This window comes from Streptomyces sp. NPDC059455 (genome assembly GCF_042750115.1).
Lineage (GTDB): Bacteria > Actinomycetota > Actinomycetes > Streptomycetales > Streptomycetaceae > Streptomyces > Streptomyces endocoffeicus.
The window spans coordinates 20,137-32,548 of record NZ_JBHYVB010000133.1 but is presented as its reverse complement, the minus strand read 5'-3'; the positions used below and the strand labels follow the sequence as shown (position 1 = coordinate 32,548).

12 protein-coding genes are annotated in these 12,412 nt (G+C 71.4%); 3 read left to right on the top strand and 9 right to left on the bottom strand.

The window, feature by feature from the left end:
- Window positions 1-218: 218 nt before the first annotated feature.
- Window positions 219-557 carry a hypothetical protein gene (locus ACFXB5_RS35830; RefSeq protein WP_385216081.1) on the bottom strand — a complete coding sequence of 113 codons (339 nt, stop codon included), beginning with the start codon at window positions 555-557 and terminating at the stop codon, window positions 219-221.
- Window positions 550-1,497 (bottom strand): sigma-70 family RNA polymerase sigma factor, encoded by a 948-nt coding sequence (locus ACFXB5_RS35825; RefSeq protein ID WP_385216078.1) that lies wholly within the window; start codon window positions 1,495-1,497, stop codon window positions 550-552. The genes ACFXB5_RS35830 and ACFXB5_RS35825 overlap by 8 nt, the downstream gene beginning before the upstream one ends.
- Before the next feature lie 87 nt (window positions 1,498-1,584).
- On the opposite strand from ACFXB5_RS35825, the gene ACFXB5_RS35820 reads away from it, so the two are divergent.
- Entirely contained in the window at window positions 1,585-2,712 is a 1,128-nt protein-coding gene (locus ACFXB5_RS35820) for an alkene reductase (RefSeq protein WP_385216076.1), read from the top strand.
- Here ACFXB5_RS35820 and ACFXB5_RS35815 read toward each other — a convergent pair.
- From ACFXB5_RS35815 to ACFXB5_RS35800, 4 genes are all read right to left on the bottom strand, one after another.
- The gene (locus ACFXB5_RS35815) at window positions 2,702-3,538 is read right to left on the bottom strand and encodes an undecaprenyl-diphosphate phosphatase (RefSeq protein ID WP_385216073.1); all 837 of its coding nucleotides are present in this window, start codon (window positions 3,536-3,538) and stop codon (window positions 2,702-2,704) included. The genes ACFXB5_RS35820 and ACFXB5_RS35815 overlap by 11 nt on opposite strands.
- A 156-nt stretch (window positions 3,539-3,694) precedes the next feature.
- Window positions 3,695-4,096 carry an SseB family protein gene (locus ACFXB5_RS35810; protein ID WP_069872347.1) on the bottom strand — a complete coding sequence of 134 codons (402 nt, stop codon included), beginning with the start codon at window positions 4,094-4,096 and terminating at the stop codon, window positions 3,695-3,697.
- A 160-nt stretch (window positions 4,097-4,256) separates the two neighbouring features.
- The gene (gene glpK / locus ACFXB5_RS35805; protein WP_385216069.1) at window positions 4,257-5,762 is read right to left on the bottom strand and encodes a glycerol kinase GlpK; all 1,506 of its coding nucleotides are present in this window, start codon (window positions 5,760-5,762) and stop codon (window positions 4,257-4,259) included.
- 43 nt (window positions 5,763-5,805) lie between these two features.
- Window positions 5,806-6,573, bottom strand: a complete 768-nt coding sequence (locus ACFXB5_RS35800; protein ID WP_385216066.1) for an IclR family transcriptional regulator — start codon at window positions 6,571-6,573, stop codon at window positions 5,806-5,808.
- 198 nt (window positions 6,574-6,771) lie between these two features.
- On the opposite strand from ACFXB5_RS35800, the gene ACFXB5_RS35795 reads away from it, so the two are divergent.
- Window positions 6,772-7,383 carry an ATP-binding protein gene (locus ACFXB5_RS35795; RefSeq protein ID WP_385216063.1) on the top strand — a complete coding sequence of 204 codons (612 nt, stop codon included), beginning with the start codon at window positions 6,772-6,774 and terminating at the stop codon, window positions 7,381-7,383.
- Here ACFXB5_RS35795 and ACFXB5_RS35790 read toward each other — a convergent pair.
- The 3 genes from ACFXB5_RS35790 to ACFXB5_RS35780 form a co-directional block, all read right to left on the bottom strand.
- Window positions 7,380-8,642 carry a cytochrome P450 gene (locus ACFXB5_RS35790; protein ID WP_385216060.1) on the bottom strand — a complete coding sequence of 421 codons (1,263 nt, stop codon included), beginning with the start codon at window positions 8,640-8,642 and terminating at the stop codon, window positions 7,380-7,382. The two genes, ACFXB5_RS35795 and ACFXB5_RS35790, sit on opposite strands and share 4 nt — an antisense overlap.
- An 86-nt stretch (window positions 8,643-8,728) precedes the next feature.
- On the bottom strand, window positions 8,729-10,042 hold the full coding sequence (locus ACFXB5_RS35785) for an MFS transporter (protein WP_385216057.1): 1,314 nt from the start codon (window positions 10,040-10,042) through the stop codon (window positions 8,729-8,731).
- Window positions 10,039-10,950, bottom strand: coding sequence for a LysR substrate-binding domain-containing protein (locus ACFXB5_RS35780; RefSeq protein ID WP_385216055.1), 912 nt, complete (start codon window positions 10,948-10,950; stop codon window positions 10,039-10,041). Before ACFXB5_RS35780 ends, ACFXB5_RS35785 begins: the two co-directional genes overlap by 4 nt.
- A gap of 151 nt (window positions 10,951-11,101) precedes the next feature.
- Between ACFXB5_RS35780 and ACFXB5_RS35775 the strand changes: the two genes are divergently transcribed.
- Window positions 11,102-12,280, top strand: a complete 1,179-nt coding sequence (locus tag ACFXB5_RS35775; RefSeq protein ID WP_385216052.1) for a mandelate racemase/muconate lactonizing enzyme family protein — start codon at window positions 11,102-11,104, stop codon at window positions 12,278-12,280.
- Window positions 12,281-12,412 lie beyond the last annotated feature (132 nt).

Genomic DNA, 12,412 nt, shown 5'->3' with positions numbered 1-12,412 from the left:
GCCCCTTGTATCGGGAAGGTGCGGTTAGGGGAAAGCATCTGTATGCGGCCCCGCCACGTGGCAGCGGCTGCACCGCATGGCAGGGGCCCCGTCCCTGGACTCGGGGTCTGGGGCGGAGCCCCCACGCGGCGGAGCCGCAAATCGACGCTGCGCGGGAAGGGGCGGGGAGGGGAAAGATCAAGATCCGCCGGACACCCCCTGGGCCCGCTGGGCAGCCCTCAGCGCCCCCGCACCCGGCGGCCCCACCGGCGCAGTAGCCCCCGCCGGGCCCGGGGAGCCCGGGGTCCGGGGGGCCGGCGGCCCTCCGCACCGATGCGGCTCGGTGTCCACTGACCGTCGGGGGACAGGATCGGTGCCTTGCGCTCCGCCTGCGCCCGGATCTCGTGGTGGGAGTCATACGCGGTCACCCGGAACGCCTCGTCGTGGGAGGCCAGAGCCGCCCGCAGGGCCGCGCCGGTGGCACCACGGCGCCGGGCGAGGGACGCCACCCAGCCGAGGAAGCCCATGAGTGCGGCGAGCACACCGGCGACGATCAGATACGGCAGTAAGTCACTCATGGGCCGAGGCTACGTGAGGCCGTACGTCGTCGAGCAGGCCCAGTTCCAGACGGCTCAGCCGCGCGGGGTCGGCGATCACCTCGTACGCGGCGATCCTCCGGTCCTCGACGGTGACGGTCAGGGCGAGGAGCAGCCGGCCGCGCGGGGCCACGACCACCCCTACGGACCCGTTCACCAGCGCGGGCTCCGCGAACCGTGCCCTCGGTGCGAAACCGGCGGTCTCCTCCGCCACCGCCCGCGCACCGCGGGCCACCGTGGGCACTCCCTCGGGCAGGGCGGCGCGGTCGGCGCGCCGGACGACATCCGGGTCCAGCACCGCGAGCAGCGCCTCCATGTCGCCGCCGCGCGCGGCGGCGAGGAAGGCGTCGACGGTGCGCCGCTGCCGGTCCAGCTCGGCGCGGGGCACCGCCGCGATGCCCCGCACCTTCTGGCGGGCGCGGCTGGCGAGCTTCTTCGCGGCGACCGGTGAGCGCTCCACGATGGGCGCGATCCGGTCGAACGGCACCGCGAACACATCGTGCAGCACAAAGGCGATCCGCTCGGCCGGGCCCAGCGTGTCCAGCACCACGAGCAGCGCCCTGCCGACCGAGTCGGCCAGCACCGCCTCGTCCTCCGGACCGCCGCCGTCCCCGGTCTCGCGGGCCATCTCGGGCAGCTCCTGGCCGACCGGTTCCTCCCGGCGCGCGGTGCGGGAGCGCAGCATGTCCAGGCAGATCCGGGAGACGACCGTCCGCAGCCAGCCGGTCAGGTTCCCGACCGCCTCGGCGTCCGCGCGGCTGAGCCGCAGCCATGTCTCCTGCACGGCGTCGTCCGCCTCGCAGAGCGAGCCGAGCATCCGGTAGGCGACCGCCCGCAGCTGGCCGCGGTGGGTCTCGAAGCGTTCCGCCAGCCCGTCCTGCGGGTGCCGGCGCTGTTCGTTTCCCGGTTTCCGCCCGTCCATCGGTCACCTTTTCTCGCCGCGCTCCGTCACTTCCTCAGACGTAACCACGACGTATCCCACGCGGCAGAGGTGACGAGGAGAGACACCATGACCACCACCTGTTCGACCGTCCTGGATCAGCCGCTGCTGCGCCCCGCGGAGCTGGGGGACCTCCAGCTGCCCAACCGGGTGGTGATGGCCCCCATGACCCGGGCCCGGGCCACGGGCGAGGGGCTGGTCCCGAACGGTATGCACACGGACTACTACGGTCAGCGGGCCGGGGCCGGGCTGATCGTCACCGAGGGGACCTGGGCGAGCGAGCGGGCCATCGGCTTCCCGAACGTCCCCGGTGTCTACAGCGAGGAGCAGATCAGCGGGTGGCGCCGGGTCACCGACGTCGTCCACGCCCTCGGCGGCCGGATCGTGCTGCAGCTGTGGCACACCGGCGCCGCCTCGCACCCCGACCACCTCGGGGGCGCCCTTCCGGCCGGTCCGTCGGCGGTCGACCCCCGGGAGCGGACCTACACCTCCGGCGGGCCCAAGGCCACGGTCACCCCACGGGAGATGACGATCACGGACATCCGGGACACGGTGGCGGAGTACGGCGCGGCCGCGGTGAACGCCCGCCGCGCCGGTTTCGACGGCGTCGAGGTGCACGCCCTGGGTTCGTTCCTGATCCCGCAGTTCCTCAATCCACGGCTGAACCGCCGCCGCGACGCCTACGGCGGCGATCCGGCCGGGCGGCGGCGACTGCTGATGGAGATCGTGGACGCGGCGGCCGCGGCCTGGGACGGCCGCCGGGTGGGCGTGCGCCTGTCGCCGTACTGGACCGCCGAGCGGTTCACCGCCGACGAGCGGACGCTCACCGACTACGACGCGCTCGTGGCGGAGCTGTGCGACCACCGCGTGGCCTATCTGCATCTGCGGGGGCCGGCCCCCGCCGCGCCGGGCGCCGCCCCGGACCATGACGCCTTCGCCCGCTACCGGAGCCGCTTCGACGGCCCGCTGATCGCCAACCACGGCTTCGACCGGGAGACCGGCAACGCGGTGATCGAGGCCGGGCTCGCGGACGCCGTCTCCTACGCCACCCACTTCGTGGCCAACCCCGACCTCGTGGCCCGGTTCGCCCTGGACCGCGAGTTGGCGGCGGGCGACCCGGGCACGTACTACACCGGCGGGGCGGGCGGCTATGTCGACTATCCGGCGAGCCGCTGGGGGGACGGCGTCAGGCGTTGAGGACGCCCGTGCCGAGCAGCCCGAACAGCGCCACGCCGATCACGATCCGGTAGATCACGAAGGCGTTGAACGAATGCTTGGCGACGAACTTCAGCAGCCAGGCGATGGAAGCGTAGGCCACCACGAAGGACACCACCGTGCCGACCGCGAGCGGCATCGCGCCCACGCCACCGCTCATGGCGTCCTTGAGCTCGTAGAGCCCCGCACCGGTCAGCGACGGAATGCCCAGGAAGAACGAGAGCCGGGTGGCGGCCACCCGGTCCAGGTCGAGCATGAGGCCAGTGGCCATCGTGGCGCCCGAGCGGGAGAAGCCGGGGAAGAGCAGCGCGAGGATCTGCGAGGAGCCGACCAGCATCGCGTCCTTGACGCTGGTGTCGTCCTCCCCGCGCTTGTGGCGGCCCATCCGGTCGGCCAGCCACATCAGCCCGCTGCCCACGATCAGCGAGGCGGCCACCACCCACAGGGAGGCGAGCGGGCCCTCGATCAGCGGCTTGGCCGCCAGGCCCACGACCACGATGGGGATCGTGGCGTAGATGACCCACCAGGCGAACTTGTAGTCGTGGTGGTACCGCTCCTCGCGGTTGACCAGCCCCCGCGCCCATGCGGTGGCGAAGCGGCGGATGTCGCGGAAGAAGTACAGCAGGACGGCGGCGATGGCGCCGACCTGGATCACCGCGGTGAAGGCCACGACGGACTTGTCGTCCACCGGGATGTCCATCAGCCCCTCAGTGATCTTGAGGTGGCCGGTGGACGAGACCGGGAGGAATTCCGTGACCCCCTCCACGACGCCGAGAACGACGGCCTGTCCGATGTTGATCGCGCTCACGTGGTCCGTCCCGCCGGTGTCTTTCCGTGATCGGTTGTCCACGGGACGGTAGACGATGAGCCGGGACGGTGGCCAATCAGCGAACGGCCCGCCGGGATCGGGCATCGCCGCGGCCCGTGCCCGTATGGAGCGGGAGCACGGGCCGCCGCGGGAGGGTCAGGCGGCCGGGCCGGAGCCGCTGAGCAGGCTCCGCACGCCGTTGGCCGAGAGGGTGACGGCCTCCGGGGCGCCCGCGTCGATGGTCAGCGAGAGCTCTTCGGAGGGCCATCCTTGGGCCAGCGCGCCCAGCGGCACCAGGTGGTACCGCTCGATCTGGGGCAGGGCCTGGTGCATCCGGGCCGGAGTGGTGAAGACCGGTACCAGCTGCGCGCCATCCTCCTGCTGGAACACGGGCAGGGTCACGGCCTGCGGGTCCGTCTCCTCTCCGGTCTCGGCGGAAGGGAGGAGGACCTCACTGTTGGCAAGGGTGTTCAGCGCCGACTCGTCCGCCCGGTCGGCCGCCAGCTCGCCTAGGGCCTGCTGGGTGGCGGAGACGTTTTCATCGGAAGGGCTGGTCATGATTCCGTCCATGGATCGGGTTTTGGGTCTTCATGGGTTTCTGGGTCCCAGAGCGGCTCGAGTGAACAGCCGCGGCTGGCTCGAATACCCCGCCTCAGGAAACTCACACGTCCTGTTCCGCCTCGATTCCTCCGCAGGCCGTGGAGGCATATGCCCCGGGTTACGACCCGGCCCAGCCCAGCGACCTCTCGACCGCCCGCTGCCAGTTCTCGTACTCCGCCTCCCGCCGCGCGGGGTCCATCGTGGGCATCCACTGGGCCGCGCGGTGCCAGTTGCGGCGCAGCCCCTCCAGATCCGGCCAGTAGCCGGAGGCGAGTCCGGCGGCGTAGGCGGCGCCGAGGGAGACGGTCTCGGAGACCATGGGCCGCACCACGGGCATGTCCAGGACATCGGCCAGGAACTGCATCAGCAGATTGTTCGAGGTCATCCCGCCGTCCACCCTCAGCTGGCGCAGCGGCCGGGGCGAGTCGGCGTTGATGGCGTCGACCACCTCCCGGGTCTGCCACCCGGTGGCCTCCAGGACGGCCCGGGCCAGATGCCCTCTGGTGATGTACGAGGTGAGCCCGACGATCACCCCGCGCGCGTCGCTGCGCCAGTGCGGGGCGAACAGCCCGGAGAAGGCGGGGACGATGTAGCAGCCGCCGTTGTCCTCGACGCCGCGGGCGAGGGTCTCGATCTCGGGGGCGCTGTGGATCAGCCCCAGGCGGTCGCGGAACCACTGCACCAGCGAGCCGGTGACCGCGATCGGGCCCTCCAGGGCGTAGACCGGCGGCTCCCCGCCGACCTTGTAGCCCACCGTGGTCAGCAGCCCGTGCCGGGACCGTACGAGCTCGGTGCCGGTGTTGACCAGGAGGAAGCTGCCGGTGCCATAGGTGCACTTCGCCTCGCCGGGGGCGAAGCACGTCTGCCCGAACAGCGCCGCCTGCTGATCGCCGAGGGCGGCGCAGATCGGGACGTCCGGCAGCAGGGCGCGGGCCATGCCGTAGCACTCGGCGGAGGAGCGGATCTCCGGCAGCATCGCCCGGGGCACATCGAAATAGGCCAGCAGTTCATCGTCCCAGGCCAGGCTGCGGATGTTCATCAGCATGGTGCGGCTGGCGTTGGTGGCGTCGGTCAGATGCAGTCCGCCGTCGGGCCCTCCGGTGAGGTTCCAGATCAGCCAGCTCTCCATGGTGCCGAACAGCACCTCGCCGCGCTCCGCGCGCTCGCGCAAGCCGTCGACATGGTCGAACAGCCAGCGCAGCCTGGGCGCGGAGAAGTAGGTCGTGGGCGACAGACCGCAGCGTTCCAGGAAGAAGTCGTCACCGGTGGTCCGCCGCAGCTCCTCGACATAGCCGCTGGTACGGGTGTCCTGCCAGGTGATGGCGCGGCTCACCGGAACGCCGGTGCGGCGGTCCCAGACCACCGTGGTCTCGCGCTGATTGGCGATGCCGATCGCCGCGATCTGCTCGGGCCGGATCCCCGCGCCCTCCAGGGCCCGGGGGACGACGACACGGCGCAGATGGGACCAGATCTCGCTGGGGTCGTGCTCGGCCCAGCCGGGCCTGGCGAAGTACTGCTCATGTTCTCGCTGGCCGACCGAGACCAGCCGTCCCTGGTGGTCGAAGAGGATGCACCGGGTGGACATGGTGCCCTGGTCGATGGACATCACATAGCGTTCAACCATGGCCTGGCCTGCCTTCGGGCGGGTTGGAGCAGGGCATGGGGCATCACCAGCGGGTCGCGCCGAGATCGCGGGAGATCGCCCGGGAGGCGTCGCGCGTCAGCCCGACGAGCGAGCCATGCGGGCGTCCCTTGCTGTCGCAGAGGCGGTCCATGGCGCCGGAGATGCCGACGGCGCCCACCACCAGGCCGCCCTGTCCGCGGATCGGCGCGGCGATGTCCGCCTCGCCCATCATCATCTCCTGTGCCGCGAACGCCCACCCGGTGTCGCGGATCTCGGCCAGCGCCCGGCTCAGCTGCTGGGGGGAGTCGAGCGTGTGCCGGGTGTAGCTCTCCAGTTCGGTTTCCATGAGCGGCTCCAGGGGAGTCGCCCCGTACGCCAGCAAAATCTTGCCCAGCGCACTGGCGTGCAGGGGCAGCAGCGAGCCCACGTCCAGGGTCTGGAAGGTGTCATCGGGCCGGAAGACGTGGTGGACGATGAGGACCTTGCCCTCCAGGGGCACCCCGAGGCGGACCGCCTCACCGCTGCGCGCGGCCAGGGCGTCGGTCCAGTTGATGGAGCGGGACCGCAGTTCGTTGATATCGAGATAGCTGGTCCCCAGGTGCAGCAGCGCCGCGCCGAGCTGGTACTTCCCCGTCGCCTTGTCCTGTTCGACGAAGTCGACGCTCTGCAGGGTGCGCAGGATGCCGTGCGCGGTGCCTTTCGCGAGGCCGAGCGAGGCCGCCACCTCGCCCAGACTGAGCCGACCGGACCCCTGGGCGAGCAGCCGCAGGATCGCCGCCGCCCGCTCGATGGACTGCACCGGGCCGGCCATGTCGCGATCGTAGCTCTTCGGCCAGTGGCACAGCCTGTCGGCGTGGACGCCAAACGTTCGGCAATGCCGACCGGGGTTCGTTGACCCCGGCGGTCGGCGCCCATAGCGTCCGTATCGGGACAAGAAGAGCAGTATGCCGAAAGGTGACCCGAAGGGCGCCCGGCAGCGAGACACAACCCGGCTTGGAGAGGAGGAGACGTGGCGGAACAGCTGAGCCTGCCGACGCCCGGCATCACCAGGCACGGCGTGACCGGGCAGGCCGCGGGGACCGTAGATCTCACCGACGTCCGTCTCATCGGCTCCCAGGCGCCGGACCCGGAGACCCTGATGGCGTCGGGGGCCACCCGCGCCGAAATCCCGGACCGGCCGCCGGTGGCGAAGCGCGATGAGGCCCCGGCCCGGCCCTCGGCGGACGAGGCCGGCGACCATGTCCTGCCCGTCCCCCACATCTGCGAGGCCGTCGCCACCGTACGGCGGCGGGCGCACGTGCTGCTGTCCGAATGGGAGCTGCCGGCCGACCGGGTCGACGAGGCGCTCATGGTGATCTCGGAGCTGGTCACCAACGCGATCCTGCACGCCCTGCCCCCGGCCGTGCTGCGGCTGAGCTGGACCGAGTGCGAGGGCCGCGCCGGCCTGCGCATCGAGGTCACCGATGGGGGCCCGATCCCCGCCGACCAGCGGGCGGACGAGGACATCGAGCCCGATGAGCACGGCCGTGGGCTCGGCATCGTCACCGCGCTGTCCTCGCGCCACGGCAGCCACACCTGCCATGAGGGCATCACCTGGTGGGCGGACCTGCCGGCCGCCTAACCGACGGCACGGTCCCAGGTGACCGGGAGCCGGTGGACTCCGTAGATCAGCATGTCGTGGCGCAGCGGCACCTCGTCGGGCGGCACCGCCAGACGCAGCGTGGGGAAGCGCCGCAGCAGGGCGGGGTAGCCCGTCCGCATCTCCATCCGCGCGAGATGCTGGCCCAGGCACTGGTGAATGCCGTGGCCGAAGGCGATCTGATCGCCCGGGTCGCGGGTGATGTCCAGTGCGTCCGGGGCGGCGAACCGCGCGGCGTCCCGGTTGGCCGAGGCCAGTGCCCCGACCACCGTCTCCCCGGCCCGTACCCGCGCCCCGGCGATCTCGAGGTCCTCCCGGGCGACCCGTACGATCCCGAACTGGACGATGGTCAGATACCGCAGCAGCTCCTCGACCGCGTGGTCGATCACCTCGGGCCGCTCGCGCACCCCCCGCGACTGCTCGGGGTGGCGCAGCAGCGCGTAGGTGCCCAGGGCCAGCATGTTCGCCGTGGTCTCATGGCCCGCGACGAGCAGCAGCAGCCCCACACCGGTCAGCTCCTCGTCGGTCAGCCCGGCCGCCGTGGCGCTGCCGGCGCCGGGACCGCCGGGCGCGCCGTGGTCGCCGTTGACGAGACGCGAGAGCAGCGCCTCGTCCGGCCGCTGCCGCTTGGCGTCGATCAGCCCCCGCATGTACTCCCACAGTGCGTCCCGGGCCGCGTAGACCTCTTCCTCGCGCCGGCCGAGCCGGAGCAGAACGGTGGCCCACCGCTGGAAGTCGGTCCGGTCCTCATACGGCACGCCCAGCAGCTCGCAGATCACCAGCGAGGGGATCGGCTGGGCGAACGACGTCATCAGGTCGGCCGGGGGACCGGCACGCTCCATCGCGGCCAGGTGGTCCTCGACGATCTCCTCGATCCGCGGCTGCAGCCCCCGCAGCCCCCGGGCGGTGAACCACTTGCTCAGCAGCCGCCGGTAGCGGGTGTGCTCGGGCGGGTCCATGCCGATGAACGAGCCCAGCATGCGGCGGTCGTCCGGGCGGACCGGAAACGCGTGCACCGGTGAGGAGGTGCGGCGGCGGTCCGAGCTGAAGCGGTCGTCCGCCAGCAGCCGCGTCACGTCCTCGTGCCGGGTGAGCAGCCAGCCCGCCTTGCCGTCCGGAAAGGCCAGCCGACTGGCCCCGCCGTCCTCCCGCAGCGCCGCGTAGGCACCGGGCGGATCGAAGGGGCAGTCGCGATGTCTGGGCAGCGGCGCCGGGGCCGAGGCGCGTGAGGTGACGGACACGGGAACGCTCCCTTCGAAGGTGACGAAGGCGAACCGAGTCCCTCTTTCGAGCCTAGCTCCGCACGGTGGGCCGGGCGACGCGAGCCTTACGGCAACGGGCCCTCACCTTGGGCGGTTTTCGGGGCCGGTGTGGCATCGTGGCGCCGGGCGCGAGGAGACGCCGGGAGGTCCCGGGAGCGCCGGATGGGGGAGAAGAGCAGGATCAGCCCGGCGAGCGGAATGCCCGCCGTGGTGATCCACATGGCGGCGCGCAGGCCCAGCGCGGTGCCGAGCGCACCGCCGAGCAGGGCTCCGAGGGGCAGCGTTCCGTAGCTGATGAACGCCGATGTCGCGGTGAGCCGGCCCAGGAGCTCCGGCGGGCAGTAGCGCTGCTGGAAGCTTGCCTTGATCACATTGCCGGCCACCACACCGGCGGTGACGCAGAACCCGCCCGCTACGAACAGCGCCATCCCGGGCCCCTCGGCGGTCATCGGCATGAGCAGGGCGCCGACGGCCAGCCCCACTTCGAACACGAGGGTCGCCCGGGCGTCGCCGACCCGGGCGGCGCCGCGGCGGGCGCAGAACGCCCCGGCGACGCCCCCGAGGCTGACGGCCGCGATGAGGCCACCGACCAGCTCCGGTGCCAGACCGACGGTCCGGACCAGGAAGACCACCGCGATCGACTGGTATCCCATCAGCGCCAGATTGGACGCGGCCGCGAAGAGCGTCAGGGTGCGCAGCCACCGGTCGCCGACGATCAGCCGCAGCCCCTCGGCCACCTCGCGGGCCAGCGCCCGGGGCGGGCGCTCGGCCCGGGGGACGCGCGGTTCGCGGAAGCGGATGCCGGTCAGGCAGAGAAGGGTGACCAGAAAGGTCGCGGCGTTGACGAACATCCCGTTCACCGCGCCCGCCAGCTGTGCGATCAGACCGCCGGAACCCTGCCCGGCGATCTGCGCGGCGGACGCGCTGCCGTGCAGTTTGGCATTGCCCTCCGGCTGGTCGGCGGGGTCCAGGAGCCCGGCGAGATAGGCGCTGTAGGCGGTCTGGAAGAACACCGCCGCCGTACCCGTCAGCAGGGCGACGGCCAGCAGCAGTTCGACGCTCAGCAGCCCGGTCCGGGCGGCCACCGGGACGGACGCGAACAGCACCAGCGAGGCCGCGGCGGCGGCCAGCATCACCGGCCTCCGGGGCAGCCGGTCCACCCACGCCCCCACCGGAAGGCCGATGAGCAGCCAAGGGGCCCAAGCGGTGGCGGCCAGCAGACCGACCTCGAAGGTGTTCGCGTGCAGCGTGGAGACGGCGATCAGCGGCATCGCCACACCGGTGACGGCCGAACCGTACTTCCCCGCGGTCTCACCGCACCACAGCAGCCGGAAGTCGCGGTGGCGCCGCAGCAGGCCACCGGAGGTTCTGGGAGTCATGCCGGTCGGGCTCCTCGGTCGGGGAGAAGGGCGGCCGCGTGGCGGAGCAGTGCTTGTAGGGCCGGGTTGTCGTTGTTCTTGCGCCACACGAGGTTGAGTTCTACCGGCTCCGGACTGGTCAGCTCCACCGATTTGAAGACGGTGTTCGGGTAGCGCGGCCGGGCGGCCGTCTCCGGGACCAGGGCCACTCCCCAGCCGCCGTTCACCAGGGCCAGGATGGTGTGGACCTGGCTCAGGTACTGGGAGAAGACCGGGGTGGCGTGTGCGGCGCGGAAGATGCTGATGAGCAGCTCATTGAAGTAGCGCGCTTCGATGGGCGAGTACATCAGCAGTTCCTGCCCGTCGAAGTCGGCCACCTTCAGCGGCCCTTCGCCCGCCGCCAGCGGATGCCCGGTCGGCAGGGCGGCCAGCAGCCGCTCCCGGGCCGCGGGCCGGGAGCGCAGATCCGGTCCGGTGACCGAGGGCCGCACCAGACCCAGGTCCAGGCTCTGCTCGGTGACGGCCTCCAGCTGGTCACGGGTGACCATCTCGCGCAGGGTGATCTCCGCGCCCGGCATGGCCGCGCGGGCGATCTCCAGCAGTGTGCCGAGCACGGAGTGGGCGCTGGCCGCCGTGAAACCGATGGCGATGCTCCCCGCCTCGCCCGTGGCCACCTGCTGGGCGGCGAGCACGGCATGCTCGGACTGGCGCAGGATGCGGCGGGCCTCGGTGAGAAAGGCGCGTCCCGCGGGGGTGAGCCGCACCGAGCGGTTGGTGCGCTCCAGCAACTGGACCCGCAACTCGGTCTCCAGCAGCTGGATCTGGCGGCTCAGCGGCGGCTGGGTCATCTTCAGCCGCTCCGCGGCCCGGGTGAAATGCAGCTCCTCGGCGACCGTCACAAAGCTGGTGAGTTGCATGAGCGTGAACAACGATGCTCTCCCGGTATCAACGCATGCCAATTTTAAGTTAGACGTAGATCGTCCGGCGACCTTAGCTTGCAAAGGAGCTCGTCGGCCGCCCGGGGCGGTTCCGACGACATCCACTCGCCCCGCATACGGGCCCCACACACAGGGACAACACGTGGTGACCACATCGCATACGGCAACGCACACCGCGCAGCAGGCAGGTGAGGCGACCCTCGACCGGGTCTCCTGGATCCGAGTGTCCTCGGTCGTCCTTCCCCTGGCCACTCCCATCAGTGACGCCAAGGTGCTCACCGGGCGCCAGAAGCCGATGACGGAGGTGGCCTTCCTCTTCGTCGAACTCGCCACCGAGGAGGGGCACGAGGGCATCGGCTTCAGCTACTCCAAGCGCGCCGGAGGGCCCGGCCAGTTCGCCCACGCCCAGGAGATCGCGCCCACCCTCCTCGGCGAGGACCCCAGCGATATCGCCAAGATCTGGACGAAACTGGTGTGGGCCGGCGCCTCCGTGGGCCGCAGCGGGCTGTCCACCCAGGCGATCGCGGCCTTCGACATCGCCCTGTGGGACCTCAAGGCCAAGCGGGCCGGGCTGCCGCTGGCCAAGCTGCTGGGCGCACACCGCGACACCGTCCGCTGCTACAACACCTCCGGTGGCTTTCTGCACACGCCGACCGAGCAGCTGCTGGAGAACGCGACGGCCTCGCTGGCCAGCGGAATCGGCGGTATCAAGATCAAGGTGGGGCAGCCGGACGGCAAGGAGGACCTGCGCCGGCTGACCGCCGTACGGGAGCACCTGGGCGACGACGTACCGCTCATGGTGGACGCCAATCAGCAGTGGGACCGGCCCACCGCACAGCGCATGGGGCGCGCCTTCGAGGAGTTCGGCCTGGTCTGGATCGAGGAGCCGCTGGACGCCTATGACGCGGCCGGTCACGCGGCCCTCGCCGCCTCGCTGGACACCTCCGTGGCCACCGGGGAGATGCTGGCCAGCGTGGCCGAACACTGGGAGCTGATACGCCACAACGCGGCGGACATCATTCAGCCCGACGCACCGCGCATCGGTGGCATCACCCAGTTCCTCAAGCTGGCCACCCTCGCCGAGCAGCACCATCTGCAACTCGCCCCGCACTTCGCGATGGAGATCCACCTCCATCTGGCGGCCGCCTATCCGCAGGAGCCGTGGGTGGAGCACTTCGACTGGCTGGAGCCGCTGTTCAACGAGCGGCTGGAGATCCGCGACGGCCGGATGCGGGTGTCCGCGCGGCCCGGTCTCGGCGTCACCCTCAGCGAGCAGGCCCGCGCCTGGACGGGTGCCAAGGCGGAGTTCGGCGCCCGATAAGCCCGTTTACGCCCACGAAGCCCATTTCGTGCCCACGCCGGTCTCGGATCCATGGCCGTACCCATTGACCGGTGGTGTTCGCCCCTCTAGCCTCCATCTGCATATATAGACGGAGTGCATGTACGTGGACTC

What these genes read in the sequence shown, in the direction of transcription:
- ACFXB5_RS35830 (WP_385216081.1), bottom strand. Translation starts at nt 557, where the DNA reads ATGAGTGACTTACTGCCGTATCTGATCGTCGCCGGTGTGCTCGCCGCA.
- ACFXB5_RS35825 (WP_385216078.1), bottom strand. Translation starts at nt 1,497, where the DNA reads ATGGACGGGCGGAAACCGGGAAACGAACAGCGCCGGCACCCGCAGGAC.
- ACFXB5_RS35820 (WP_385216076.1), top strand. Translation starts at nt 1,585, where the DNA reads ATGACCACCACCTGTTCGACCGTCCTGGATCAGCCGCTGCTGCGCCCC.
- ACFXB5_RS35810 (WP_069872347.1), bottom strand. Translation starts at nt 4,096, where the DNA reads ATGACCAGCCCTTCCGATGAAAACGTCTCCGCCACCCAGCAGGCCCTA.
- glpK (WP_385216069.1), bottom strand. Translation starts at nt 5,762, where the DNA reads ATGGTTGAACGCTATGTGATGTCCATCGACCAGGGCACCATGTCCACC.
- ACFXB5_RS35800 (WP_385216066.1), bottom strand. Translation starts at nt 6,573, where the DNA reads ATGGCCGGCCCGGTGCAGTCCATCGAGCGGGCGGCGGCGATCCTGCGG.
- ACFXB5_RS35785 (WP_385216057.1), bottom strand. Translation starts at nt 10,042, where the DNA reads ATGACTCCCAGAACCTCCGGTGGCCTGCTGCGGCGCCACCGCGACTTC.